The sequence below is a fragment of the Solwaraspora sp. WMMB335 genome (assembly GCF_049179075.1).
Classification (GTDB): domain Bacteria; phylum Actinomycetota; class Actinomycetes; order Mycobacteriales; family Micromonosporaceae; genus Micromonospora_E.
The window spans coordinates 5,341,041-5,367,356 of record NZ_JBMHMF010000001.1 but is presented as its reverse complement, the minus strand read 5'-3'; the positions used below and the strand labels follow the sequence as shown (position 1 = coordinate 5,367,356).

The window sequence follows — 26,316 nt, the reverse complement described above, 5'->3', positions numbered from 1 at the left end:
CGCCGATCGACGATGTCCTCTTCGAGGGCGACCCAACCGCGCTGTTGGGCTGCGTACCGGCATCCGGACGGTGTGGTGACCTACGTCGCGCAGGGCGCGACGCTGGACGGCACGCGGCCGGAGCTGGCCGAGTTGCCGTTCTCCGCGCGGCAACTGGCGGCCCTGGCGGTCGACGGCCGATTCCACCTTCAATGATTCGGCTCTGCTACCTTCCTTCGGTGGTGGAGAGGATGTCAATCGTCCACCATCGTCGATCCCAGTGGTGCCGACGGTCGATCGCGATCCGCGCACTGACCCTCGGCCGGTCACGTACCGTGAACGGACTGCCCAGGTAACGTCGGGACAATCGGTCGATGTCGACCAGGTCGGTGTCGTCGTACATCTGGACCACCCGTCCTTGCAGACTCACCTGGGTGTACCAACTGTCGGCGGCGAGCCGTCGGGGCGGGATCCTGTCCGGCATGGTTGTCGATCCAATGCGGTGTCGTGGTGGGGCGGATCAGTAGGGAAGTTCGACCGTCAGGTGCCGGGGATCCAGCGAGGTGAGGAGTTCGCGCGCGTCCGCCAGAGCACCGGCGGTGACGACACCGGACCGACGAGGCGACGCACCGAGGATGTGGCCGGCCGCGGCCACCACGAGCGGCGCGGAGACCGCGTAGATGTCCCGCCCGCTGGCAACCACGCGCCGCGACCGGTCGCCGCGCGTTGCGGTGACCTCGACGAGAAACGTCTGTGCCGACCGCGAGGTTGCCGATCGGAGTGCCGTTTGCCGGTTCGGTGAGGCGAAGGGCACCGTCCTCGACGGCCCACAGACCTCCCTTCGTGTCGAACGACCCGTACGAGAAGTCCTCGGAGATCAACGCGCCGTCGGCCGATCCGTTCGAGGCGAGAGCAATGCCGCCCACCCCAGACCCGGCGACGACGATGGTGATGGCGGCTAATGAAAGGCGATGCCGGGAACCATTCGCGACAGGCAAGCCATGACGCCGCGCGACCGGTTCAGGAGAACAGACATACGACATACAACACGTGCTATGAAGCGTCCGACCTCGGTGTCAATCCACTGAGATCGAAAGCCCCTGCTTTTCGCCGCCGATCCAGGCTGACCTCAAATTCCGCTGTGCCGGGGGTTAATTGCTTGTCGGGGCTGGTCAGGAACGCTCCGTGCAGACCGTCCCCGAGCGGGCGTACTGGTCGGTGCCGAGAATCGCCAGAACCACGTAGCAATAGTCCTGCCCCACGTTGAGGCCCTGCACGGTCAACGTGGTGGATCCCGGTCGAAGCACTTTCAACAACACCGGTTCGGCGCTGCGCGGTCCCCCCAGGACGGCGAACTGTGCCGTGCCACCCGTGGTGTCGGTCCAGGTCAAGGTAATCTCACTGGCCCCGTCGACCAGCTTGATGTCGGCAGGTGACCCTTCGACGGCTGGACTCAACGTCGCGGTCGCCGACGTTCCCGTCCCCGGCGTGGTGGTCGGTGGGGTCGCGTCGACGTTGACCCGCCACACCACGACGCCGGTCAGCGTGAGCGCTGCCGCCACCAGGACCGCCACCAGGACGGCGAACGGCGGTCGACGGCGGTGGATCGGCTCGTCGAGCCACGGCGCTGCGTCCTCGTCGAAGTGATCGGTCTGGTCGTCGCGCGGGTCGTCGGCTGGCGACCAACGCGGCGGTGGCAGGATCCCGTCGTCGGGAAGCGGCTCGGCCGCGTCACGGGAAGCCCGGTCTTCGGCGTCGACCGGTCGCAGCGGGCGGGAGTCCGGAACCTGGTCCGCCCTGCCATCGGCGGGCCGTAGGGTGAACGGACCTGGCAGGACGCCCGGCCTGATCGGCGCGCTGACCCCCCGTCGGCTTCCAGCGATGTGCAGCGGGTCCGCCGGCTGCGGGCGTTGGACCGGCCCGGTGTCGGTCCCTCGGCCGTGGAGCACCTCGGCGAAGTCCGTCAGACTCGGATAGCGGCGGGCAGGGTCCTTGTCCAGGGCACGGCCGAGCGCGACCTGTAGCCAACGCGGCACGTCGCCGCGGTCCAGCGGCGGCGCCTGCTCCGACAGCACGGCGCGCAGCAGGTCCTCGCTGTCCTGTACCGGATGGTACGAGTTGGCGAACAGCGGCCGGCCGGCCAACAGATGCCACATCGTGGCCGCCAAGCCATAGAGGTCCGACACCGGACTCTGCTCACCGTCCGCGATCACCTCAGGGGCGGTGTGGTACGGTGCCACCGGGCCCGGGCCACCGGTCGCGACCGGCTCGTACGGAACCCGGGCGAAGGCGAAGTCCGTCAGCACCGGGCCGGACGGTAGCCGCAGGATGTTCGACGGTTTCACCGCGCCGTGCAGGACGCCGACATTGTGCGCGGCCTGCAGTGCTTCCGCGACTCGCCAGCCCATTTCGATGACCTCTTCGATCGGCGGCCGGCCGTGCCGACCGAGCAGGTTCGCGTAGCAGCCTTCGGGGCTGTACTCCATCGCGACGTACGGGTTGCCGTCGCTCGTCTGACCGAACCTGAAGATGTCGACAATGTACGGATGGTTGGACAGCAGTGCCGCCTCCCGCGGTTCGCGCTCGCCGTACCCGGTCGCAGGAGGATGTCCATCGATGGCGAGCACCTTGACGGCCACGGTCTCGTCGAGTCCCGCCTCGACGGACCGCAGCACGAGCGCGGTGTCCCGGCGGCTGATCGTGGTCAGGTTGTGATAGCCCGCGATCTCGGGCACCTGCGGCAGGACGGTCATCTGTACGACCAAGTCATCTGGGCAGCCAACTCGTGGACCACCGGGAGGTGTGTAGGCTGGCTCGTCCGGGGTGCAGCAGCTGGTGGATCACATCGCGACGCCCGGTGAGTAGCCCTTCCAACAGGATGCCGAGCGCGGGAGCCTCGACCGTGCCGGCCGAATTCGTACCGGTCGCCACCACGACTCGGCCGCCGAACGCCTCGACCGGCTCGAGCACCGGCAGCCCGTCCGGTGTCATCGGACGCTCGCAGAGCCGACGGTCCAGCACTTTCAGTGCAGCGTCCGGCCCGCGTAGCGTGGGAAACACCCGTCCGACGACATCCTCCAGCGCGGCTGTCAGGTCCGCGACCCGCCGCTGGAGTGGATCCACCTCGGCGAGGCCGAGGTATCCGAAGCCACCGCTGGCGTAGATCTTCGACGAATCCGGTGACAGGGTGATGTTCACCACCCCGACGGGCTCCGGTGCGTGCACCTTGAGCGGGTGGTGCAGGCCAGGGTTCGGCAGCGTGATGAACGCGCCGAGAACCTGCTGGACGACGCCGGCGGAGGCCGCGGTCTGGCCGAGTAGCTCGTTCAGCTGCCGGCCGCCGACGGTGACGATGACGGTCGCCGCACTGGTCGTCGAGCCGTCGGCGAGAACGAGTTCGACGCCGTCCGGACGATCGTGCAGACGCCTCACCGCTGACCCGGCGTGCACTTCGACGCCGTCTGCCGCCAGCAGTCCGCCGATGGCACCGGCGACCTGGTGGATGTTGACCGAGGAGCCGTCGACCTCGACGGCTCCATGGACGCACAGCCGTGGCGTGGGCGCTCCTGGCACGAGCCTGCCCAGTCCGGTGGCGAGCGCCGGCCACCGCCGGGCGATCTCGTCCGACGCGAGCGCGCGGACCGTCGGGCTCAGCCGTGATTGCGTGTAAAAGCCGGTGGCGAAGTCCTCCCTGGTCAGGTAGCAGCGGCACAGCCGGGTGTCCCGACGCAGATCACCGAGCGCCCGGGAGTGACGGGCGAACAGCGCATCCCAGCCGCGCATCCCGACCTGGTTGAGTCCTACCACCAGGTCGGTGGTGAGCGCCCAAAGACCGGGCCGGTCGGTGAGCCCTTCGAACAACGCCGACCACTCGCGTTCCATATCGGACAAGGTGGCCGGATCCCGCAGCTGCCAGCCGCCGTCGGCAGGTGCCCGGGACAGGACGTCCCGGCGTGCGCCGTCCGCGTACGGCACCGTCTCGGTCAGGGACAGATGGCGGGCATCGGCACCACCGAAGGTCACCCCGGGCGAGCCGGCGCCGTCCTCGACGGAAGCCTCCAACACCCGCAGGTTGCGCCACCCCACGGTACGCAGCACGAGCGCGATGGTCAGTCCGACGATCCCGCCGCCGACGATGACGATCTCCCGCCCGTCGCCCCGCCGGGTAGCGGGGTCGACAGGGGTGTGCCTCGGTGGGATGTCGACCACCGTCCGCTCGGCGAGTTCGGCGAGTTCCGCCGTCGCGATCACGGTCAGCACGGCCTGGTCGAGTTCCTCGGCACAGCCGGGTGCGTTCATCGCGGCGGAGCTGAGGGTGAACCCTGGACGCAGCCCCCCGTCCTGCGGGACCTGGTCGAGGAGCCGCTGCCGCAGCGGACCGACCAGGGCCGGCGCGTTGTCGAACACGACGTCGAGGTCCCGCCGGGCGTAGGCCTCCAGGACCGCGCTCTCGGTGAACACGCCAGGCTCCGACACCGAGACGATTCGCGTGCCGGCGAACTCCTTGATGTGCGTAACGTCGACCAGGTGCCGGGTCGGACGATCTCCGCCGGAGACCATCGGTACGGCGATGCTGAGCAGGTCGGAGCGGGCCGCCACGGCGGCCACGTCGCCGGCGACGGAAACGACGTCGTCCGGTACCCGGTGGTGGGCCGCCCAGATCTGCACGGCCGGCGGATCCGCCGCCAGTGACGGTGTGTAGACCAGGATGTGGTGTCCCCGGGCCGCCGCGACCCGGGCCACCCGTCCGTTGATCGCTCCCGCGCCGATCAGACCGAGGACGGTGGGCCGTCGCGGCGGGCCGGTCACGTCCGTGCCCGTGTCCATGCCCCTGTCCGCGTTCATGTCCGCGTCCAGCAGCGCGGCGACGGCGAACTGAGCCACGTACCGCGCGTTCACCTCGGGCGTGTTGACCACGTCGACGCCCAACAGGCCAGCCACTACGGTATCGATCGAGGCGAGCGAGGTCCCCCGCCGGATGATCAGCGGCTTCCTCAGCTCGCCGTGCTGCCGGAGCGCGTCGACCCAGGCCGCGATGGCGGCGGCATCGACGGCGTTCGCACCAACGACCAGGGTGTGCGGGCGAAGCATCGGCAACACCGCGGACAGGGCGGCGGACCGGGTAGCCAGGTCCTCCCGCAGCTGTACGTTCGGAAGCCGCTCGAGCATCCGACGGGTGGAGTCACCCACCGGTGCCGTGATGAGCACCCGCCGGTTGGGACCGGACCCCGGCGCCCGGTCCGGGACCGATGCCGCCATACGCGTCTCCCATCGATAGGTGAACGGCAGTCGAGCGCCGACGCGGTAGTCGATAGTTGCTTTTATGATACAACACCCGTGTCACGCTGTCGGGCGGCGGTGGCGCGAAGCCGGCTGATCCAGCCCTGTGCGGTGTGGCGCGCAGCAGCAGGGAAAGGTCGATCGATGGAACCTGCCGGACGGTGACTTCCTCACCTGAGCCGGCACTCACCACCAGCTGCGTGATCCGGGCACCATGGCCGGAGATCTCCGCCCGAACCGTGGTTCGTGTCTTGTCGTCAGCCGACGAGATCGTGATCACGTACCGGCCCACCAGCACCTCCGACTCCAGCGCCACTCATGCTGCCTGCCCGGGACGGGCCGGGCCGCGACCCCGAGGCATCACCTACCGCTGCGGCATGGCCTGCCGTCACGTCTCCTCGGTCAGCACCCCCAGCCGGACCAACTCGCTACGGGCCCTCCGGTAGCTCTGGCAGCAGGTCCGCAGGCAGATCCGGCAACACGCGAGTGTCGGGTCGTCGGCATGCTCGGTCAGGATTCTGAAGTATCCCCGCACCATGCCATCGAAGACTCGGACGGTGCCGTCCTCGTCCCCGTCCGCCGCCGATCCACCCGGTGCCGATCCACCCGGTGCCGATCCACCCGGTGCCGATCCACCCGGTGCCGAGTCGTCGTCCCAGACCTCGACCCCGTGCGTTTCGAGCATCGGTACCGCCCATCGCCACAGTCCGCACGGGTACGCCACCGCCATTTCCCGCTCCGTCAGACACCCCTGGCACCGGCCCTTCCCGTCCGCCTTGTGGGTCTCCACCACCTGAGCGGCCCGGTCGAGCAGCGCCCGCCGTGGATCGTGATCGACGTCGGTTCCGACCGTGCGGGCACTGTCTCCGGCTCGCCCGCCACGGTTGTCGTTACCTGCTGTTTCCCCCTCCGACATACAACAAAGAATAGCCCACATACTACGACCGTTCCAGAGCTGATCAAGCATTCCGCGCCGTGTCGCGGGCGGGCGGAGCCCGGCGGGCGGTCCGACGACCGCCGCCCGCCGGCTCCCCGTGCCGCCAGTACAGCGGACCGGGGTGCAGCTGCCAGCGTGCCCGCACCCACGGCGACGCGCCCCGGCGCAGCGCCCGCACGTACGCTCGGGTCGTCGACCCGGCGCGGGACGCGGCAGGTCCGTCGACGACCAGCGGGGCGAAGCTCGCCGCGCTGGCCAGCGCGGCGACGTCGCGTACCGGCGGCAACGGGCGGTGCCGCCGGTCCACGCCAGCGGCCCATTCGGCCACCTCGCTCGCGGTCAGCCCGACCGGCGGGGGCCTGTCGACCAGCCGCAACGCGTCGAGGACCTCCAGCCAAGCGCCCAGGGCCCGGTCCGACGGTGGTCCGTCCCGCAGCCTACGGCGCGTCTGTCGAGAGCGGACCAGCATCATCGTGACCAGGCCGGCCAGCGGAAAGCCGGCTCCTACCGACCACAGCCATGGCCCGCCGACCGGGCCGGTGCGCCGGTCGACGGCGCGGTCGGCCCCGCCAGCGTCCGCCGGTCGCCGGACGGCCGGGGTCGCGGACGAGACCGGCGGCGAGACCGGCGGCTGCGGTCTCGGGCTGGACAGCAACTCCTGGTCCAGCGGACGGGGCACGGCCCCCAACGCCGGCAACGGGTCGACCGCCACCCACCCGAGCCCGGGAAAGAGCACCTCCGGCCAGGCCAGCGCGTCGGCACCGCGCACCGTGGTCCGGCCCGGTCGGGCCGAGAAGCCGACCACCACCCGGGTCGGCAGGCCCATCAGCCGGCCAAGCACGGCGTAGGCCGCCGCGAACTGCTCCGACGTGCCACGACCACCGTACGGCTGCGGTCCGAGCAGGAAGAAGCGCAGATTCGGGTACGCATGGCCGCTCGGCGCGTCGTGCACGTGGACGTAGTGCTCGCGCAGGAACCGCCGCAGTGCCTCCGCCTTCTGATCGGCGCCCGTCGCGTCCGCCGAGATGTCGCGGGCGAGCGCGACCAGGTCGTCGGGCACGGAATCGCCTGTTTCCAGGTACCGGGAGACGGCCGGTCCGGTTGGTGCGGCAGCCGCCTCCGGTGTCCGCTGTCGCGGAACCTCGGACTCCACCACGTACCTGGTGCCGGCGACCAGCGTCTCGTCGCTCAGCAGCGTGCCGCTGTGCACGCCGTACCCGAGCCGCAGCCCGCTGACCCGACGTGGCGTACTGATCGCGGGAACCAGCCGACCGGACAGCTCGCGAACGACGATCTCCTGCGTCACTGTCGTGCCGCCACCGGGCGGCGGCCCGCCCGTCGGCGGCACGGGTGGCGGCAGCACGGACTCGACCCTCCGGTACCGGTCGCCGATCGTCCAGGTCACCCCGTCGAATTCGGTAAGTACCGCCAACGTCAGCCGGGCGTCGTCAGCAAGCCCCACGTCGGCGAGCTCGACGTCGAGCAGCGGCTGGGCCGGATTCACCAGCCAACCGGAGATGCGGGCCAGCGGATTGCCGTCCAGCACGTCGGTCACCGCACGGTCGTCCGACCCGCGGAGCACGTCGGCCGGCTGGTGCGACAGGCTCAGTGCGACGACCGGGACGACCAGCACCGACCCGACGACGACAGCGGTCACCCCGCCGACCGTGCGCACCCCGGCTGTGGCTACCAGCAGCGTCATCCCGACCAGGCACACGAAGCCGACCGCGCGCCACGGCTGGACGTCACCGTGCGGACCGGCCAGGATCAGCGCGACGAGGTACACCACCACGGCAGGGCAGCCGGCCAGGGCCACCCGGCCGGCACGCAGGGCCAACTCCGCCGCCACCAGTCCAGCCAGCCAGACCACCACCACCGGCAGCACGACGGTCGTCGGCTCCACCGGGATCGGTACCCGGGCGGTGACCAACGACCGGCCGCCACGCAGGGCGTCGACGAGAACGGTGGGGAAGGAGCCGGCCACGTTCGCGACCCGGGCCGATCCCCAGACCGCGAGGCAGACATAGCAGAACAGCACCGCCATGGACACGAACGGCACCGGCCACTGTCGCCGACCGGCCAGGACCAGCCCGCTGCCGACCGACCCGACGGCTGCACCGCCCATCAGGACGGTGCAGCCGGCTCCGGCATAGACCCGGCCAGCGGCTCCGGCGGCCACCGCGAGCGCACCGGCGATCAGCACGGCGATCAGGATCCGCCGACCCCGGCTCACTGCGCTGTCCACCGGGATGCGAAATCCGCCCCGTCCCGCGCGGCCAGCAGACGCACGCTCGTGCCTGGTCGCCTCTCGTGCTGCGGCCCGAAGGCCACCGCGACGGACTTCGCGAACAAGCCCGACAGCCCCGCGAACGCGTCAAGGTCGGCGGCGGTGGACCGCCCGGTGACGTAGACCAGCAGCCCTTCCCCTACCGGAAAGCCGAACCCCCGGGTCCCGGCGAGCACAGCGCTCAGCTCCCCCACGGCGTGCGGATCCGCCTCGGCCAGCAGGTCCAGGTACGGGGCCAGCTCGGCCAGCCCGCCCAACCGGACCCCGCCGACGGTGAGCAGGTGAAGCGGGCGGCCTTCACGTAGCGCCGACGCGGCGAGCGAGCCGGTCGCCTCGCAGGCGTGCTCGAACGTGTCCCCGTGATGGACCCCGGCCCGATCGTCGAGCAGCAGCAGTACGGCCGGACGCTCGCCGGACGCCCGCTCGCGCACCATCAATTCGCCCAGCCGGACGCTGGACCGCCAGTGCACGTGACGCAGGTCGTCGCCGGGCGTGTACTGGCGAAGGCTCGCCGACAGGGATCCGGCCAACGACGCCGGCCCGGCCCGTCGGGAGTCGTCGTCAGCGGGCCCGTCCGGCATCGCCGCCAGCGTGTGCCGGCGCGGATGGACTCGTACCAGGTGCTGCCCGGCGCAGACGCCCTCGACCCGAGTCAGTCCGAGCGGATCGTGCCAGCCGGCCCGCAGCGGCCCGAGCCGCACCAGGCCGCGCCGGTCGGTCGGTACGTCGTAGTGCACGACGGTAGCCACCCCCGGGCTCAACCGCACTGCGGGAAACAGCATCCGGCGGGCATCCGGCGGCGTTGCCTGCCGGGCGGCCACAGCGTAACGGTCGTCGACGGAGACGACGGTCGACCACCGGCTCGCGCTGCCGACGGTCAGCGTGGCTCGGCAGGTGTCGCCGCGGGCGACCCGGTCGGCTTCGACCGTGCGCGACGCGGTTGGTCGTGGGCGGAGCAACCCGACCACCAGCGACGCCGGCACGGCGAGCACCGCAGCGACGCCGACCGCGGCGGCTTCCGGATGGCTGAGCCAGCAACCCACCGAGACCAGTACGACCCCGGCGGCGAGCATTCCGATTCCGCGTACGGTGACCGTCACGTCCGGACCGGCACCGGCGCGGGTACGTTCTCCGCCACCGTCCGCAACACCGTGGTTGGTGACACCTCACGTGCCCGCGCGTCCTGGGTGAGCGTCAGCCGGTGGGCGAAGACCGGCTCGACCAGCGCCTTGACGTCCTCGGGCAGCACGTACCCGCGGCCGGCGAGGTGGGCGTACGCGCGGGCCGCCCGGGTCAGCGCGATGACTCCGCGCGGGCTGACGCCCACCCGCACCTGCGGGTGGGCGCGGGTGGCCGCGGCCAGCCGTACGGCGTAGCGGTAGAGCGGGTCGGCGACGTGGATCCGGCCGGTCAGCTTGATCAGTTCTCGCAGGGTGCGCATGTCCGCGACCGGCGGGCAGTCGCGCACCGGCCGCCCGGCCGCCGCGCCACGCGCCACCTCGACCTCGGTGTCCTCGTCCGGATAGCCGACGGAAATCCGCATCAGGAACCGGTCGAGCTGGGCGCCGGGCAGCCGGTAGGTGCCGTCCAGGTCCACCGGGTTCTGCGTGGCGACCACGAGGAAGGGCCGAGGCACCGGGTGGCTGATCCCGTCGACGGTGACCGATCCCTCCTCCATCACCTCCAGTAACGCCGACTGGGTCTTGGCTGAGGCCCGGTTGATCTCATCGGCGATGACGACGTTGGCGAACACCGGGCCGGGGTGGAACTCGAACTCGCCGGCCGCCTGGTCGAACAGCGTCAGCCCGGTGACGTCCGACGGCATCAGGTCCGGCGTGAACTGGATCCGCCGACAGGCTCCCTCGACCACGGCCGCCATCGCCCTGGCCAACGTGGTCTTACCGACGCCGGGCACGTCCTCGATCAGCAGGTGCCCCTCGGCCAGCAACGCGGTCAGCGCCAGCCGGACCGCGTCGGGCTTGCCCAGCACCGCCCCGGCCACCGCCTCCTCGATGCGCCAGACCACGCCGTCGGGCCGCTGGGCGGGCTCGCGCGAGATCGGCTCGCCGACCACTGGTATCAGCATGGCGGCAGGTCGCCGGGATCGTCCCCGGCGTCGAGGTTGAACCAGACCCACGGGATGTAGAGTTCGCCGCCCTCGATCCTGATCCACATGTCGCTCCGCTTGTTGTCGTTGTACTGCCCGGCGAAGATCACCGAACTTGGCGACTGGTCCCCGTCCCCGCCCCGCACCTGGCAGTTGGCAAGGAACGAGTCGCCATTGCGCCCGACCCGGCCGGTCCGGGCGCCGCTGTCCTGCCTGGGCGCCGAGTAGATGCCCACACCCTGGTCGCAGTAGCCGTTCGTACTGACGCAGCGCACCGTGCCGCGCAGCTGGGCGGTCACCACCGTGGTGCGCTGCTCGTCGCGTCCCGCCACGTTGGTGATCGTCACCGTCGCCAGGTAGGCGACGCCGGAGACCAACCCGTCGTACGTGATGCTGTGGCTGTCGCAGTTCGCTTCGACCACCCTCGCGAGACCCGCGACCGTCAGCCCGCAGCGGGCACTGGCACCGCCGTCGTCGAAGGTGAAGTCCACCGTGATGTGGTCGGATCCCTGGGTCTGTCCGGTGATCGTCAGAGTCGGGCTGGCCACGGTCCGGGGAGTGACCGGACCGGCCGGCTCGCTGTCCCCGGCCTCGTTGTACGCCACGACCGAGACGGGCACCTCGGCGCCGGCGGGAAGGCCGGTGAGCGAGATGCTCGTCCCCTCGGTCACCGTTTCGGTGCGACCCAGGTAGCTCACCACGTACGCGGTGATCGCCCGACCGTTGTTCGCCGGCGCGTCCCACAGCACCTCGACCTCGCCACGGTTGTTCGTGGTGCGCGCCTGCAGGTAGGCCGGCGGATCAGGCCTGGTGAACGGGGTCACCGAGGCGGACAACGGGGACGGCTGCGAACTGGTGCCCGCGTCGTCGAGCGCCGCCACGGTGAAGGCCACCTGGCTGCCGTACGGCAGCTCCCCGGCCGCGACGACGTACGTCCGCTGGCCGCCTGGGACCTGCCAGGTACGCGCCGCCGCGTCCGGCGTGACGGACGTGATCTGATAGCCGGCCACCGGGCCGCCCTCGCCGTCAGACGGCGGTGCCCAGGCCACCTTGACCGTGCCGTCGGGCAGCGCCTGCGCCGTCACCTCGGCCGGGACGTCGGGCGTGTCGGCGCGCGGTGTCACCGGTCCGGCCGTGCCGACGGCGCCCCGGCGACCTGCGGCATCGACGGCGTACAGCTGGAACGTGTAGCTGACGCCGTTGGTGAGGCCGGTGACGCGCTGCGTGCGCGCGTCCGCCGCGACCTCGATCCGCCGGCCGGCGACCTCGATGACGTACCGGCGGACCGGGGAGCCACCGGGGCGCGCCGCTGTCCAGGTCAGCAACGCCGACTCGGCACCGGCCGCCGCTCGTACGTCGGTCGGCGCGCCGGGCGGCTCCGGCGGTGTCCCCGCCGGCCGCTCCGACGGTGTCTCCGGCGTGGTCCGGGCCGGAGAGGGGGACGCGGTCGGGGTCGGGGTGGTGGGCGGCACCGACGCGGTCGGGCTCGGCGCCGGTACGGGGGCATCGCCGCCCACCACGTCATCGGGGTACTTGTCGACCAGAGACACCTTCTGGTCCCGGTCGACGACCTGGGCCTTCGCCGCGTCCAGCGCGTTGATGTACAGGTGGTCGCCACGGACCTCGAGTTCCAGGTCACCACCGCCGCGCAGCGGAATCTGACGCACCAGCGCGCCACCGGGACCGAAGACGTACACCACACCGGCGGCGTTGTCGGGCACGTAGACCTGGCCCGCCCAGGGCACCGCGGCAGCCAACTCGGCGCCACGGCCGGGGACCGTGAACGTGGTCACCGTGCCGGCGTCGTTGACGACCTGGACCTCGCGATCGTCCGGCACGGTGAGCAGGATCCGGTCGCCGGTGGTCCGAGGGGCCACCTCCGCCGGCCCGGGCAGCTTCACCGGGATACGGTCCACCTGCTCGCCACGTACGATTACCAACTGGCCGGTGGTCTGGTCCAGCACGGCGACACCGCCATCCAGCGCCGAAACGGACAGGTCGTGGTTCGGATCGGCGATCGTCTCGGTGCGGACCTGAGGCGTCGGATCCCCGTCGGCGGCCGGAGCGAGCGAGACGACCGTGCCGTCCCTGGGCAGCGCGAACCACAACCGCCCGGCCCCGTCGAACACCCCGCCCCGCAGGCCCGGCGGTAGTTGCAGGGTCGCCCCGATCGGTGCCAGGGTGCCCGGGTCCACCTGGCGGACCTGGCCGCGCACCCGGTCGATCACGTACGCGGTGCCGTCATGCATCGCGACTTCGACGCCCTCGCCCGGTGCGGTGTCCAGGTACGCCGAGATCTGCAGGGTGAGCAGGTCCAGCGCGCCGACCGTGCCGGTGTCCACGTCGCGCACGATCAGGTGCCGGTCGGTCTGGCTCACCTCGACCTGATGCCCGGCCGAGTCGTCGAGATCGACCCGGGTGTCGACCCGGGCGGTCTCGCCGTTGACCCGACCCAGTTCGCCCTCTGCCCGGCTGAACAGCCACGCTGCCGGGACGGTCGTGATGACCTCCCGGTCGGGGTCGGCGGCGATGGCGACGCTCAGCGCCATGGCGAGCAGCACCAGCCCGACGATGCCGCCGGTGATCGACGCGCCCAGCCGGCGCGATCGGCTGCCGTGTTCGGTCGCGGACATCTCACCCTCCTCCGGTCAGGCGATGGTGGCCGGCGAGCAGACCTTCGCTCGAATACTACATACAACTATCGACGGTCGGGTGGCCATTCGCCGGCGGGCACCTGTTCCCGCCGGCGGGGCGCCGCCGGCGGGGCGGCGTAGCGCAGCACCAACTGCTCCGTCGACTGCTTGCCAGCCTTGATCCGTTTGGCGTCCCGGCGTCGCCACCACGGCGTCAGCCTGACCTCGATCGGGCGGACCTCCCGGCCGACCACCACCGCCCGGCCGAACTCCATGGTGCGGAGCTCCTCGGCGGTCAGCACCGGGCTGAGCACCTCGTTGTTGGCGTCACTGAGCAGGCCCGACGGACGGCGGACGTTGCCCAGCAGCTTCGAGACCTCCTCCAGGTCGGTGATGTTGCCGGCACCGCCGACGACGACTCGGACGGCCGCGTTGTCCCACATGGTGCGCACCGCCGACTCGCCGTACTTCTCCCGGGCCTGGGAGATGGACCGCAGGTAGACGTGCACCGCGATCGACGACTTCCCCAGCAGCGCCATGTATCGGGGCAGGCTGCTCATCGGCGCGCAGTAGATGGCTTCGTTCACCTCGACCGTGGCGGGTGGCTCCAGACGCCCACCGGGCAGCTGCGCCCCGGCCGCGGCCATCTTCGACCAGATGGTCTCGATGAGGATGTGCACGGCCGGTGTCTGCGGGTTGGCCCCGGTCTCCTTGACCAGGTAGTACAGCGTGTTGTGGCCGGAGACGAACTCCTTGATGTCGAATTCCTCGTCCGGGCCCGGGGTGTAGTTCGCCAGCACCGCCGGGTCGGAGAGGAACCGCAGGCTCTGCGCCGCCGACGCCCACATCGCGGCCCGGGTCTGCTGGTCGGTGTCGAGCAACGAGGCCAGTTCCGCCGCCCAACCGGGCGCGGCGGCCCCCGCCGCCTCGGCCCGCCGCAGCAGGTCCAGCGGCTCCGGGTCGGTCTGCCGCCTGACCCATCGCAGCACGTCCGCGATGGTGCCGCCGGACAGCGCGGCGGCGTGCAGATAGCACCGGAGGATGACGATGACCGCGGTCGGCGAGAAGTAGCCGCTGTCGATGTTCGCCTTGGTCTCCCCACCGAGGTGGTATCCCGCGTACTTGGCGAGGGTCGTGGCCCGGTCGTCCGCGGTGTTGGGGTTGTCGGAGCCACGGACCAGGCACATCCGGATACGGTTCGGCCAGTTCGTCAGGTTGTTGGGGTCGAACACCGTGACCCGGCCCACCGCAGTCCGCATCGCGTAGGTGGTGGTGAAGCTCTCCAGCTCGGTGCTCAGCACGATGCACGAACCCGGCGCGTCGATCGTGAACGGTGCCACGAAGTGGACGTCCTTGCCTTGGCGAGGGGGTGCCACCACGAGCATCGCGTCCTCGACGGAGCTGTACACCTTTCGCAGCGACCGGACGTCGCGCCCCAGGCAGTAGCCGACGTCCTCGGGGCGCAACCCGGGCTTGCCCGCCATCGTCGGCCGGGTGAACCGGGCCCGTCTGACGATCGGCCGGCGGCCGATCGTCCGCGCGATCTCCCAGCCTGAGGCGAACCCCAGCCGTGCCCACCGGAACCCTCGCCGGCGTCGCCAGTCCCAGGCGAACCGGATCGCCGCGACAGCGGCGACGGATGCGATCAGGAGAAGAACCAGGAAGACCGAGTAGACGAGCCAGGCGGGGCCGATCAGGCCGGCGGCTGGTTCGGGCCAGGCCCGCGCCGGGTCACCCGGGGTTGCCACCAGGGCTCGGAGGATGGCCACGATGTCATTTGGCGACGAGTCGGGCCAGCCCTGGCCGGTGAGGAAGGCGGAGACCTGACCGGCGAGCCAGAAGAGCCAGCCGGTCCCACCACAGCCGCCGGCCATCGCGAGCACCAGGTACAGCAGCCGCTTGGACTCGTCCTCGGAACTGGCGCTCATCCGTCCCTCCCGACCTGAGACAAGACGTCCGGGTAGCTTTCTGGACCGTACCAGAAACGAGCTATGTTGGTTGTGTTGACTTTGGGATTCTGGCCACCCACACTGAAAAGACTACATACGACAGGAGTCGTGGTTGCGATGTCCCTGCTGGCGGACGGCCGATCGGTGGACGGGGCGGCGGCCGTGCCGGACGCGCCGTCCCGCCGTCGTGCCGTCCCGCCGCATGGTGGCCGGACGTTCGCCCCGACCACGCTGGGCCTGGGCGCGGTGATTCCCGTGCTGGGCGCCCATTCCCAGGCCGGAACGTCCGGGATCGCGCTCGCCGTCGCCGACGCCGCCGCCAGAACCGGCCGACGGGTCCTGCTGGTCGACTGCGCCGACCCGGCCCGGTCCGGTCTGGCCGGGGCATGCGACGTCGAAGGGCGTTCGGTGGCCGGCACGCGGCGTGCCGCCGGTATCCGCCTCGCCAGCCGCCACCTGCCCCGCGGAATCGGCGTGTCGGTCCGCCGTCTGCTCGGCACCGGCACCCCGATGCGACCCGATGAACTGCCCACCCTCACCTCGTGGGTCGCCGCCGACCACAACGAGTTCGACCTCACGGTGGTCGACATCGGCTGGGATGTCTGGTCGCTCACCGTCCCCGACTCCGGGCTGGGGCCGCTGACCTGGGCCACCGGCCGGCCAGGAGAGGTGTTCCCCATGATCGTGATGCGCGCGACCGCCGCGTCGGTCGCCCTCGCCGAAGGGGTACTGACCCGGTATCTGGCCGGCGTCGAGCCCTTCGGCCTGGTCCAGCCGCATGGCGTCGCGGTCGTCGGTGCCGGCTCTTGGCCGGCCCGGACGCGAAACGTCATGGGTTTCCAACTCGCCCGGCTGGCCCACCGGGCCTTGTTCGTGCCGGCGTCGTCCGAGGCCGCGGTGGCCGGATGGACGACTGATCCCGCTCCCACGGCCTCGGTCCGGGCGGCGACCGCGCTACTGAAGACCGTCAACCGTTCGGCCGCGCCGGCCACCCGGACGAATTCGCCGTCCAGGCGTGGCGCCGCCCACCCGGCGGAAAGGAGCCGATGAGATGTTGGCGTACCAGATCGTCACGATGCTGGCGAACCTGCTGCACATGTCCATGAGCCAACTGCCGGACCTGTCCGGCTGGCTGGATCCGTCGCTCGTTCTCCCCGCCCAACTGCCCGACGAGCTCGACGCCGGTCCAGATGTACCAGACGAAGTCAGGGAAAAGGTAAGGAAGATCATCGGCTACATCCGGTTCGGCGTCCTGACGGTCATCGGCGCGAGCGCGCTGATCGCCGTCGGCGGCATCGGTGCCGGCAGAGTGACCCAAATCGCCGGGTACAGCAAGCTCGGCTCCGCGGCCCTCGTCACGTGCTTCGGCGCCAGTGTGCTGTACGTCATCGCCATCCCCCTGATGGAAGAACTGATGAGCTAATCGTGGCGAGCACGATGCACCAAGGCAGGCAGGGCCGGGCCAGCTCGATAGCGGTTCTCGTCGTCGCGGCGGCCGTGCTGGCCGCGACGGCATTCGGGCTGGGCAGCGCGGTCACCGGCACGCTGCGCGACGACGAAGACCGCGAGACCACGGCTGATCCGAGCGGGATCACCGCTGCCGGCGATCCCGCGACCGAGACGGCGACCGACAGCGCGCCGGACGGTGTCCAGACCCGTGCGGACGCCCTGGCGGCCGAGCCGATGCTGGAGCTACCGGAGTCAGCGGCCTACCCACAACCAGTGGTCACGGAGAAAGCCGGCCCACCGATCCGGATCCCGCCGCCGCAGGTCACCATCGTGGTGGGCGGGCCGCCGGTGCCCACCGGCTTCCCGCGTACCCCGGAGGGCGCGCTGGCCCAGCTGGCCGCCATCGACCAGGTCGCGATGAGCACTGTGGACATGACCCGGGTGCACGAGGTGTACGACTGGGCAGCGCTGCCCGGGGCCATCCCGGAGCAGGAATGGGTTCCGTGGCTCGCGGTCGGCGCGTTCCGGCAGGAGCTGGGCGAAGCCGAGCTGGCGGTGGCGCGACTCGAGTTCACAGTGGTGCAGGGACAGATCAAAGGCACCGTCGGGGCCGACCTCGTGCTGGCGTGTGTGCTGGGCGAGGCGTCCCTCACCATCGTGTCGGTCGGCCAAGGTGCCATCGGGCGCTGCGAACGGATGGTCTGGTCCGGGGACCGGTGGTGGATCGGCCCGGGTGCCGCACCGGCCGACGCACCGCAGGCCTGGCCGGGTAGCGCGGACGCGGTCCGGGGCGGCTGGCGTGACCTCGTCGTCGGTGACTGACGCGACGGTTCGCGGGTAGCGGTCGGGAGCCGGAAGCCCAGAAAGGTTGCTGGATGTCATGCAGATAGGTATTCCGCTACGTCAGCTTGCCACGCGTCTGAGCGGTACCGCGAGACGCAATCCTGGCAGGGCGGCCGGAGCAGCCGGAGCGGCGGCGACCGCTGCGGGAAGTCTTTGGGCGCCGGACATCGTCGAGGAGATCATGGCGTTTCTCTTCGAGTGGACGGTGGGTGAACTGTACCCCGCCGTCTTCAGCGCCATGGAGCGGTACACGAGGCCCGACCTCAATCTCGTCCAGGAAAGCATGGGCGGCATCGCGGGGTATATCGGCGCCCTGCTGGTCGGCGTATTGTCGTTGATCCAGATCGGCCGGATAGTGTGGTACGGCGGACGCGGCTTCGCTCGCCTCCTGATCGGCATCATGCAGTACGCGGTCGCCTCGGTGGGCATGATCGTCTTGGTCACCGCCCTGTTCGATGCCACCTACGCGCTGGCACACTGGATCATCGAAGCAGGTCTCGAGGTCGATGGCTGGGAAGGCCTGGGGGAACAGTCATTTGATCAGCGGATCGTCGACGGTGTCGGCGGAATGACGCTCGGCATCATCGCGCTGATCGCCCTGATCCCCTCGGGGTTCGTCCTCGGCATCGAGGGGTTGGCGCTCAACTCGGCGGCGACCATCGCCGCCGCCACGATACCCATCGTGGTCGCGGGATTCGTCAACGACAAGACGCTGCATTGGCCGTACTTCACGCTGAAGCTGTTCCTGGCGGCAGCGGCCGGTCATCCTGCCGCCGCGTTCGCTATCGTGATCGGCATCCGGGTGTCGCAGGCCAGGGTCGTCGAGGGAGCCGCCGGGACTGACGCAGCCGTCGCCCAACTGCTGGGCACCGGTGTCCTCATGATCATCGCATGCGCCGCACCGTTCGCCTGCTTCAAGATGTTCGCATTCATCGATCCCAACTCGATGTCTGGCGCTGTCGCCCGATCTGTGCCCAGCCGCCTCAGGATGCCCGGTTGGGGCGGAACGCACGACACCGCTGGCAGTTCGGAAGGCGGAGCCGAGCACAGCACCCATCGGCGGTTCGGCGGCACGCTCGCCGCCGCTGGCGGCCACAGTCGGCGGAGTCGACTAGGAAAGGCATGGGCGGGGACCGGTCGGATCGCGAATGCAGCCATACGCGCCGGACACAACGCGCACAGTTTCGCGACGGCGGCCGGAGCGCTCGGAAGCGCCATGCTCGACGTCGACGGTGTCGGTCACAAAGACCCGAACCTCGGGGACGAGCGTTCGCCGACGATGCCGTGGGCGCGCGGCTCGCGACGCAGCGCGTCACCCGAGCCGCATCCCGACGACGACCCGAGCGGCGGGCCGAACGGCAGCGATCCAGGCGATGATGACGCCGGACGGGCCGATCCACCACCACCACCACTACTACCACCACCACCACTACCACCACCACCACTACCACCACTACCACCGCCACCACCGCCACCACCGCCACCGGACCAGACGTTTGAGCTGCCGGAGGAACACCGAAAGAGAGCCAGGAGAGCACGGGAGCGGGATGTGCGGGACTTTCTGGATCACCCGAACAACGCGCATTTCCGAGCTGAATTGAATAACAGGCCACTAGATGAGTGGAACGATTCCCAGCTGCACGCAGTGAATCAACACCTCTACGGGCAAAATTACCGAGATCCGACGTATTCGAGCGATGAGCAATGACCGGTACGACAACCGAGCGTGGTCGGGTCTACAGCGGCTGGCGGCGGGAGACATTCGGCTGGTTCATGGGCCTCGACGGCATCCAACTCGGGCTGGTGACGGCCGCCGTACTGCCAGTGTTTGTCGCCGGCAGCCAAAGCGACTGGGGCAGTGCCGCCCGGTTCACGCCGATATCAGCGATAACCGTGGCGCTGGTCGTCGTACCCATCCGGGGTCGTCCGGCCGCACGGTGGTTCTTCGATCTTCTAATGTATTCCTGGGGGAGGGCAATGGGCTGGTCACTATGGCGGTCTGCGGCGTCGACCGGCACCGCCACACCGAAACAGCTCCAGTCGCCGGACCTGCCCGGCGCACTGGCCGCACTGCGGCTGCATGACGGGCCACCGTACGGGCCGCTGCTGCACCGCGTCTGCATCATCCAGGAACCGAAGGCCGGTCGCTGGTCGGCCACCGCCCAGCTCACCCACCCCGGTCTGGGCGCCGTCGACCACTCGACCCGGGACGCGTACGCCAACCAGCTCGGATCGCTGCTGGAGGCCGCCGCGCGGGGCGAACACATCTCCCGGGTCTCGATCCTGATCCGGACCGTGCCGGACGACGGTGCCGAGCGGGTCGCCTGGGTCCTGGACAACGTCTCCCCCGACGCGCCCGATCTCGCCCGCCAGGTCGCCCTCCAATTGGAGGACACGGTCGTCTCCGCCGCTGTCCGGCACGAGGTGTACGTGACCATCGGCGTGTCGGAGGCACGGATTCGCCGCAGCGCCGCGCAGATCGGCAAGGGGGTCAACGGGCGGGCCCGGGTGCTCTACCGGCACCTGCAGGAGGTCGAGGGCCATCTGCGCGGGATGGGGGCCACCCGGGTCCGGTGGCTGCACACTGAGGACGTCGCCGCCGCGATCCGCACCGGATACAACCTTGGCGAGGCCATGTCGTTGGAGGCGGCCCGGCAGGAGGCGGCCCGCGGCCGCCCGACGATCACCGGAGTGCCGGTCGGGGCGGCCGGACCGGTGGCCGCGCCCATCCCGGCGCCGCGCAGCTATACCCACGACGGCTACACCACGGTCAGCTTCACGCTGCTGCTGCCCGAGCTGCCCACCATGGTCGGTGCGCTCGCGCAACTGCTCGCCCCGTCGGCACCCGGGGAACGGCGCACGCTGGCGCTGCACTACGAGCCACGGGATCCGGCGAAGGCCAGCCGTGAGGTGGAACAGGACATCTGGCGCCAGGAGATGGCCGCCGACGTCAGACACCGGCGGGGCATGCGCATCGGGCGCGCCGACCAGCGCCGGGCCGGCGAGGTGGCCGCCCACGAGCACCAGTTGGCAGCCGGACACACGATGGTGCGGATGGCGGGCGCGGCCAGCGTCACCGTACCCGCCGAATGGCCGGTGGACGACCACGCGGCCAGGTTCGAAGCGGACGCCCGGGCCTGTCTGTTCCGGCTGCTACGACTGGATCTCGCGCACGACACCGGATTCGTCGCCGCCTGCCTGCCGTTGGGCATCGGGCTGCCGGACCGGGGGGTCTTCTGATGGCCCGTCGGCGAGGCCCTACCGGACGGTCGCTGCCGCGCCTGGTGACCGACTTCGGCGGCCGGCTGCCGGCCGCCCCGCGCGCCGCTCCCGGCCCGAACTGGCGGGACGAGGCCACGCTGCTGCGGCCGACCGCGCCGGCCCGCGGCCATGCACGGCCCGGATACGGCTGGTCGCCGGTGCCCGCGCCACTGGCCGTCTATCGGGCGTCGACCGCCGAGATCGGCGGCGTGTTCCCGTTCCTGACCGCCAACGGCCTGCCGCCCACCGGCGCGTTGATCGGGTATGACGCGTTGTCCGCCGGTGCCTTCTACGTCGACCCGGTCGGCTGGGTGCTCAAACAGATCGTCACCAACCCCAACCTGATCTTCTTCGGCAAGCCCGGTCAGGGCAAGTCCACCACGGTCAAGGCCCTGCTGCTGCGGATGATGCTGTTCGGCGCACGGGTGCTCGTCGCGGGTGACGTGAAAGGCGAGTACGAGCCGCTGAGCCGGGCGGTCGGCGCCGAGCCGATCTCGCTGGGCCTCGGCCTGCCGGTCCGGATCAACCCGCTCGACCTGGGGCCGCTCGGTTCCGGCTGGGAAGGACTACCGGACCGGGAGCGGCACACCCGGGCCGCGTTGATCTTCGCGCGTTGGGTGGTGCTGCTCAAGGCCCTCATCGGTGTACGGGGGGTGGATGTCTCGCCGTCGGACGAGAACGCCCTGGCCACCGTGCTCGCCGAGTTGTCCGGCTGGTCACGCGGCAATGGGCGGCTGCGTACCGTCACCATCCCGGAGGTCCACGACGCGCTCTCCCGGCCCAGCGCCGACCTCGCGCGGTCCTGTCGGTACGCGAACGTCCAGGACATGGTCGACGCGACCCGCCAGGCGACGGACGCGCTCGGCACCCTGGTCCGTGGGACGCTGGCCGGGCTCTTCGACGAGGAGACCAACGTCAAACTCAACTGGTCGGCGCCGATCCAGTCGCTGTCCCTGCGCCGCCTCGACGACCTCGGTGACGAGGTGGTCGGTGTCGCCCTGGCGTGTGTCAACTCGTGGGCGCGGGCGATGACGGACCTGCGGCGACCGGGTGAGATCACGATCGTGGTCCGTGACGAGGTCTGGCGTCAGATGCGGTTGGGCATGGGGGCGGTCCAGTCCCTGGACGCGGACCTGCGGCTGTCCCGCAACGACGGCGAGGTCCAGATCATCGTCGCGCACAAGCCGAGTGACCTGCTCAGCGTCGGGGCCGCCGGTAGCCAGGAGGTAGCGATCGCCAAGGACATGATGGCGCTGTGCGACACCAAGGTGATGTTCGCCCAGGACCCGGCGATCGCCGAAGAGCTGAGTGAGTTGGTCGGGCTCGGCGAATTCGCCCGCGACTGGGTATCCGGCTGGGCCCGCCAGGCCACCGGACGCGCCGTCTGGATGGTGGGCGACCGGCTCTTCCAGGTGACCACGGTACGGACCGAGATCGAGGCACCCCTGTTCGACACCAACGCGGCGCTGATCGCCGGCGGACCGTCCGGTGAGTGAGGACGACGCCTCGGACCAGCGGCGAGCCCATCCGGCCGTCAGCCGGGCGGTGCGCACGTTGGTGCTGCGCCGGCTGCTGATCTTCGCCGCCCCCTACCTGTACTACTGCGCCGTCTGGGTCGCGGTGATCGCCATGGTGCTGGTGGTCATCGTGTACATCGCGCGGCAGAGCGTTGCGGGGTCCGGCTCGGGGCTGGGCCTGTCGCGGGACCTCGACCGGGCCATGGCGTGCGCGGACGGGCAGCCGCCGGCGTCGCAGGACCCGCCGTGCATCCCTGGCTACCTGGTCGAGCCGCTGATCGACGCGGGCAACGGCTTCGGCCGGTACGGCTGCCCGGAGGTCGACGCCCCGCTGCTCGCGGCTCAGATCGCGGTTGAGAGCACGTTCGACCCGGAGGCGGTCAGCCCGGCGGGCGCGAAAGGGCTGAGCCAGTTCATGGACGACACGTGGGCCGAGTTCGGTGACGACTACGACGGCGACGGCGACGCGAGGCCGTTCGATCCCGAGGACTCGATCGTCGCCCAGACCCGGTACATGTGCCATCTGGCGGACGAGGTCCGGCCGGTCTACGAGGAATGCGAGAAGGCCACCAACGCCAGCTTCCTCGACGAGGTGGACGCCGCGCTCAACAACGACCACCTCGACCAGGTAGCCCTTCAGATACGGTGCGCCGACGTCGACGGCATCACCTCCCTGATGCTGGCCGCGTACAACGCCGGGCCCGGTCGCGTCAAGTCGTTCCATGGCATACCGGTGTTCCGGGAGACCCTGGCCTACGTCGACAAAATCCCCAAGTGGGCCAGCCTGTACGCGGCGGCCACGCCGGTCGCCGCCAACGCGACCGAAGCGGCGCAGCGGGCCATCGCCTGGGCGCTGGACGCGGTAGGCGGTTGGTACCACTTCGGTGGGTCGTGTCTCAGCCCGCTGGGCGGCAATCCGGCGATGTGGTGCGACTGCTCCAGCCTGATGCAGCAAGCCTGGCTGGCCGGCGGCGTCGGGCTCCCGCGTACGACGTACGAGCAGGTCGATGCCGCGAATGTCGTCGTGGTGGCCACGCTCGCGGAGCTTCAGCCGGGCGACCTCGTCTTCGCGCCCGGCCCGGACGGCGACGCCAACGGTCACGTGGCGATGTACATCGGTGCCTACGCCGACGGCGCGAACGACTGGCCACACGCGATCGTCGTGGCACCGAGCACCGGCAAACAGATCAGGGTCGGCTCGCTCGACGGCTACCTCGGTAACTATCCCGCAGGGACCATCCATCTACGGCGGCCGACGGTGCTGCGGTCATGACGCCAGCGGTGTCCCGCCCGCGATCGGCGGCCGTCCTGACGACCGCGATCCTGCTGGTTGGTCTCGCCGCCTGTTCCCCGACCGGGCCGTCGGTGCCAGCGGTGCCGTCGGCCGGTCGGTCGCCGGGGTCGCCCGCCATTGGTCCGGAGCCGTCCCCCGCCGGTGCCGTCCCCACGACCGTCGCGGCACCGGGCGCGGTCGACGACACCTCGGTCGGGCCGTATCCGACCGCCCGGACACCGGCACCCGACGCACGCGTCCCCACCGTCGGCGCCGTCGACCTGGCCGATCCGACGGCGGTGGCCACGGCGTGGGCGATCCATGCCTACAGCTACGACACCCTGTACGACGCCACGCCGCACAACGCCGTGCTACGGGCCACCCGCTACTTGACCCCCGAGGCGGCGGCGGTCGAGCACTCGTACATGCCGTACGCGGCGCCGGGCGCGCGGTGGAACGCCTGGGCCGCGCATGAGGCGTGGACGAGCGTGCAGGTCACCGTGGGGAACGAACCGCACCCGCCCGACACCGGCACGACCGCGTATCGGCAGCTCATCGTCGAGGGCATCGCGCACGGCCGGGACGGTTGGACCGGGCCCGGCCCGCATGTCGTACTCTTCTTCACCCTCGACCGCGACCTATGGACCGGCTGGCTGGTGGCGGAGGTACGTGCGTATGTCGAATGACCTCGTCCATGCCGACGCCCCCGCGAGCTCGACGGCCGTGCCGGCGCAGACCCTGGCGCGACGGCCGGAGGTCCCCTGGTCTCCGGCCAACACCTCCGAGCAGGCGCTCTCGGCGGCGATCGTCGACGGCGACCTCGATCGGTACGTCGCCGTGCTGGCCACCACCCGGTTGCTGGTGCTGGTCCACCCGGCGCAGCGGGCGTCCGCCCAGCCGCCCCGGTGGCGCACCGCGGTCGAGCATGACCGTACCCTCGTGGTCGCCTTCACCTCGCGCGACGCCATGCGAACCGTCACCGGCCGGATCGAGCCACACCTCCTGCTGGAGATCGGCGAGCTCGCCGCCGGCTGGCCGGATCCGGGTTGGGGACTCGCGGTGGACCCCGGCCTACCCATCGGCAGCAGGCTCCCCCAGCACGTGATCCACCAGCTCGCCACACTCGCTGGCGGTGCCACCGGGGCCGCCGGCCTCGGCGGTGCCGGCGACCGACCCGCCGCAGGCCAGACACCGAAGCCGAAGCCGAAGCCAGTGCCAGTGATTGTCGAGTCGCCGCGTTGGCCCGAGTCGCCGCGCCGACCTGCGGTCCCGACGGTCCAGGTGCTACTCACCGCCGATCAGGTCACCCGTTATCTCGACGACGGCCACGACCGGGTCAGTGGCCTCGCCTACCGGACGCCGGACGTCGCCGGGCTCGGCCCATCCCAGCTCGTCGGTTTGCCGGGCGGGCCGCCGCAGGCCAGGCTCGCCGACGGCGACGCCCGGTCGGTGCACGTGGTCAGATGGCTCGCCTTCGGCGAACGCGCGTTTCGGCGGCTCGAGGGTGGGCGGCCACGATGGGCGGTGGCCGGTGCCCGGCTGCCCGACGGCGCCCGCTTGATCCGGATCCTGGCGGACGGCTCCGAGCAGGCAGTAGGCGAGTTCGACGCCGTCGCACACCGGTGGCGGCGTGACGGTCCGCCAGCGATCGATCCGCTGCGGGGCAGCGTCGGCGACGGATGGTTAGCGCGATACCGGGATGTGGAGCATCTCGCCGTGCCGGGCCCCAAGGGCGTGTACCTGTTTCCCGGCGAGCCCGGGCGGCTCACCGGACCACCGCAGTTGGTGGACGTCGACGGGCTTCAGTCGTTGACGTACCTGCGGGCCGTGTGCCGGTGGCGCGGTATCGACTACACCGTGGTCGGGGTCCACCAGGGGTGGCTGCGTCTGGAGCACCTGGCGGTGAGCGTCGCGCTGCGCAGCCAGATCGAGCGGGTTTGGGCACCACAGGTCGACGTCGAGAATCCGTACTTCATCGAGGTGGACGCGTTCTCCGCCGATCAGTGGGACAACCAGCTACTCCAGGAAGAATCTTGTATGTAACATCTGGGATCTACGGTGGGTCCGTGAACTGGGCGCAGTCGGGTCTCCTCGTCGTTCCTGCCGTGGCGGATCGGGTGGCGCCGACGTAGCTGGCGTACGGAGGTAGTCGGGTGACGTTCCTGGCAAGGATCACCGGAGAGGTGGCCGGGCTGCGGGGCGGCATGGTGCTGTCGGTGCTGGTACTCGGCCTTGCCTCGCGGGTGTCAATCTCGCTTGGCGGCTTCGCCGCCGCCGACTACCTCGTGCGCAACCAGAACGTGCTGGGCGTCGAGGTGATCGCCGCCCGGATGAGAGCCTCCGCGATCGGCGTGTCCGGTCTCGTCATCGCCGTCGCCGCAGGCGCGGTGGGTTGCAGCTGGTGGCTCGCCAGCCAGGGCGGATCAGCGGATCGGCTGGTCGTGGCCCTGGTCGGGGTATGTCTGATGCTACGCTCGCGCCTTTTCGAGGGTACTCGGAGCGGGATCGTGCTCCTGGTCGCCGGCGGCGTCGATGTCGCATCGGCGGCCTACTGGCTGGTTCGGGAGCCGCCCGCCGGGTTTCGGTGGCTGACACCGCTGGTGATCGCCCTGATGGCCAGCGCGCTGCTGGCCGCCGCGACCGGGTTGGCGGCCCCGGATGGTCGGGCGACCAGCGGCAGTCGGCTGCTGGTCTGGGGCGAGACGACCGCACTGATCGCGTTGGTCTGCGCGGTCGCGGGCGCGTGGGGATTCGGACGCGTCGGTAGCTCGGCCGGATTCGGCTGACAGGGGGAGGGCTTT

Annotated in this window: 20 protein-coding genes; 10 read left to right on the top strand and 10 right to left on the bottom strand. The window is 70.7% G+C overall.

The genetic code is table 11. The features are described 5' to 3' along the window. Positions 1–205 precede the first annotated feature (205 nt). From ACN27F_RS23400 to ACN27F_RS23355, 10 genes are all read right to left on the bottom strand, one after another. On the bottom strand, positions 206–463 hold the full coding sequence (locus ACN27F_RS23400) for a hypothetical protein (protein WP_421436907.1): 258 nt from the start codon (positions 461–463) through the stop codon (positions 206–208). 36 nt (positions 464–499) lie between these two features. Continuing rightward, positions 500–682 (bottom strand): hypothetical protein, encoded by a 183-nt coding sequence (locus ACN27F_RS23395; protein ID WP_421436906.1) that lies wholly within the window; start codon positions 680–682, stop codon positions 500–502. Positions 683–1,151: 469 nt separating this feature from the next. Next, complete coding sequence (locus tag ACN27F_RS23390) at positions 1,152–2,732, bottom strand: serine/threonine protein kinase (protein WP_421436904.1); 1,581 nt, start codon at positions 2,730–2,732, stop codon at positions 1,152–1,154. A gap of 13 nt (positions 2,733–2,745) precedes the next feature. After that, complete coding sequence (locus ACN27F_RS23385) at positions 2,746–5,238, bottom strand: FAD-dependent oxidoreductase (protein WP_421436902.1); 2,493 nt, start codon at positions 5,236–5,238, stop codon at positions 2,746–2,748. A 409-nt stretch (positions 5,239–5,647) separates the two neighbouring features. Continuing rightward, a complete protein-coding gene (locus ACN27F_RS23380; RefSeq protein ID WP_421436901.1) occupies positions 5,648–6,175 on the bottom strand; it encodes a hypothetical protein in 528 nt (175 codons plus the stop codon). Between the two features lie 43 nt (positions 6,176–6,218). After that, positions 6,219–8,441 (bottom strand): DUF3488 and transglutaminase-like domain-containing protein, encoded by a 2,223-nt coding sequence (locus ACN27F_RS23375; RefSeq protein ID WP_421436898.1) that lies wholly within the window; start codon positions 8,439–8,441, stop codon positions 6,219–6,221. After that, on the bottom strand, positions 8,426–9,583 hold the full coding sequence (locus tag ACN27F_RS23370; protein WP_421436896.1) for a DUF58 domain-containing protein: 1,158 nt from the start codon (positions 9,581–9,583) through the stop codon (positions 8,426–8,428). Before ACN27F_RS23370 ends, ACN27F_RS23375 begins: the two co-directional genes overlap by 16 nt. Next, the gene (locus tag ACN27F_RS23365; RefSeq protein WP_421436893.1) at positions 9,580–10,569 is read right to left on the bottom strand and encodes an AAA family ATPase; all 990 of its coding nucleotides are present in this window, start codon (positions 10,567–10,569) and stop codon (positions 9,580–9,582) included. The genes ACN27F_RS23370 and ACN27F_RS23365 overlap by 4 nt, the downstream gene beginning before the upstream one ends. Next, positions 10,563–13,223, bottom strand: a complete 2,661-nt coding sequence (locus ACN27F_RS23360; RefSeq protein ID WP_421436890.1) for a fibronectin type III domain-containing protein — start codon at positions 13,221–13,223, stop codon at positions 10,563–10,565. Before ACN27F_RS23360 ends, ACN27F_RS23365 begins: the two co-directional genes overlap by 7 nt. Positions 13,224–13,288: 65 nt before the next feature. Next, positions 13,289–15,151: a type IV secretory system conjugative DNA transfer family protein gene (locus tag ACN27F_RS23355; RefSeq protein WP_421436888.1), complete on the bottom strand. Its 1,863-nt coding sequence runs from the start codon at positions 15,149–15,151 to the stop codon at positions 13,289–13,291. A 138-nt stretch (positions 15,152–15,289) separates the two neighbouring features. On the opposite strand from ACN27F_RS23355, the gene ACN27F_RS23350 reads away from it, so the two are divergent. From ACN27F_RS23350 to ACN27F_RS23305, 10 genes are all read left to right on the top strand, one after another. Continuing rightward, positions 15,290–16,222 carry a hypothetical protein gene (locus ACN27F_RS23350; protein ID WP_421436886.1) on the top strand — a complete coding sequence of 311 codons (933 nt, stop codon included), beginning with the start codon at positions 15,290–15,292 and terminating at the stop codon, positions 16,220–16,222. 1 nt (position 16,223) lies between these two features. Beyond that, positions 16,224–16,595 carry a hypothetical protein gene (locus ACN27F_RS23345; RefSeq protein WP_421436885.1) on the top strand — a complete coding sequence of 124 codons (372 nt, stop codon included), beginning with the start codon at positions 16,224–16,226 and terminating at the stop codon, positions 16,593–16,595. 2 nt (positions 16,596–16,597) lie between these two features. Further along, entirely contained in the window at positions 16,598–17,443 is an 846-nt protein-coding gene (locus tag ACN27F_RS23340; protein ID WP_421436884.1) for a hypothetical protein, read from the top strand. 58 nt (positions 17,444–17,501) lie between these two features. Next, on the top strand, positions 17,502–19,172 hold the full coding sequence (locus ACN27F_RS23335) for a hypothetical protein (RefSeq protein ID WP_421436883.1): 1,671 nt from the start codon (positions 17,502–17,504) through the stop codon (positions 19,170–19,172). Further along, positions 19,169–20,704: an SCO6880 family protein gene (locus tag ACN27F_RS23330; RefSeq protein ID WP_421436882.1), complete on the top strand. Its 1,536-nt coding sequence runs from the start codon at positions 19,169–19,171 to the stop codon at positions 20,702–20,704. The genes ACN27F_RS23335 and ACN27F_RS23330 overlap by 4 nt, the downstream gene beginning before the upstream one ends. Continuing rightward, positions 20,704–22,221, top strand: coding sequence for an ATP-binding protein (locus ACN27F_RS23325; RefSeq protein WP_421436879.1), 1,518 nt, complete (start codon positions 20,704–20,706; stop codon positions 22,219–22,221). Before ACN27F_RS23330 ends, ACN27F_RS23325 begins: the two co-directional genes overlap by 1 nt. Next, positions 22,214–23,515, top strand: coding sequence for a transglycosylase SLT domain-containing protein (locus tag ACN27F_RS23320; protein ID WP_421436876.1), 1,302 nt, complete (start codon positions 22,214–22,216; stop codon positions 23,513–23,515). Before ACN27F_RS23325 ends, ACN27F_RS23320 begins: the two co-directional genes overlap by 8 nt. Beyond that, on the top strand, positions 23,512–24,201 hold the full coding sequence (locus tag ACN27F_RS23315) for a hypothetical protein (RefSeq protein ID WP_421436873.1): 690 nt from the start codon (positions 23,512–23,514) through the stop codon (positions 24,199–24,201). Before ACN27F_RS23320 ends, ACN27F_RS23315 begins: the two co-directional genes overlap by 4 nt. Further along, entirely contained in the window at positions 24,191–25,558 is a 1,368-nt protein-coding gene (locus tag ACN27F_RS23310) for an SseB family protein (protein ID WP_421436870.1), read from the top strand. The genes ACN27F_RS23315 and ACN27F_RS23310 overlap by 11 nt, the downstream gene beginning before the upstream one ends. A 110-nt stretch (positions 25,559–25,668) precedes the next feature. Beyond that, positions 25,669–26,301 (top strand): hypothetical protein, encoded by a 633-nt coding sequence (locus ACN27F_RS23305; protein ID WP_421436868.1) that lies wholly within the window; start codon positions 25,669–25,671, stop codon positions 26,299–26,301. Positions 26,302–26,316 lie beyond the last annotated feature (15 nt).

Coding starts and splice junctions, on each gene's coding strand:
- ACN27F_RS23400 (WP_421436907.1), bottom strand. CDS start 463: ATGCCGGACAGGATCCCGCCCCGACGGCTCGCCGCCGACAGTTGGTAC.
- ACN27F_RS23390 (WP_421436904.1), bottom strand. CDS start 2,732: ATGACCGTCCTGCCGCAGGTGCCCGAGATCGCGGGCTATCACAACCTG.
- ACN27F_RS23385 (WP_421436902.1), bottom strand. CDS start 5,238: ATGGCGGCATCGGTCCCGGACCGGGCGCCGGGGTCCGGTCCCAACCGG.
- ACN27F_RS23380 (WP_421436901.1), bottom strand. CDS start 6,175: ATGTCGGAGGGGGAAACAGCAGGTAACGACAACCGTGGCGGGCGAGCC.
- ACN27F_RS23365 (WP_421436893.1), bottom strand. CDS start 10,569: ATGCTGATACCAGTGGTCGGCGAGCCGATCTCGCGCGAGCCCGCCCAG.
- ACN27F_RS23360 (WP_421436890.1), bottom strand. CDS start 13,223: ATGTCCGCGACCGAACACGGCAGCCGATCGCGCCGGCTGGGCGCGTCG.
- ACN27F_RS23355 (WP_421436888.1), bottom strand. CDS start 15,151: ATGAGCGCCAGTTCCGAGGACGAGTCCAAGCGGCTGCTGTACCTGGTG.
- ACN27F_RS23350 (WP_421436886.1), top strand. CDS start 15,290: ATGTCCCTGCTGGCGGACGGCCGATCGGTGGACGGGGCGGCGGCCGTG.
- ACN27F_RS23345 (WP_421436885.1), top strand. CDS start 16,224: ATGTTGGCGTACCAGATCGTCACGATGCTGGCGAACCTGCTGCACATG.
- ACN27F_RS23335 (WP_421436883.1), top strand. CDS start 17,502: ATGCAGATAGGTATTCCGCTACGTCAGCTTGCCACGCGTCTGAGCGGT.
- ACN27F_RS23330 (WP_421436882.1), top strand. CDS start 19,169: ATGACCGGTACGACAACCGAGCGTGGTCGGGTCTACAGCGGCTGGCGG.
- ACN27F_RS23325 (WP_421436879.1), top strand. CDS start 20,704: ATGGCCCGTCGGCGAGGCCCTACCGGACGGTCGCTGCCGCGCCTGGTG.
- ACN27F_RS23315 (WP_421436873.1), top strand. CDS start 23,512: ATGACGCCAGCGGTGTCCCGCCCGCGATCGGCGGCCGTCCTGACGACC.
- ACN27F_RS23310 (WP_421436870.1), top strand. CDS start 24,191: ATGTCGAATGACCTCGTCCATGCCGACGCCCCCGCGAGCTCGACGGCC.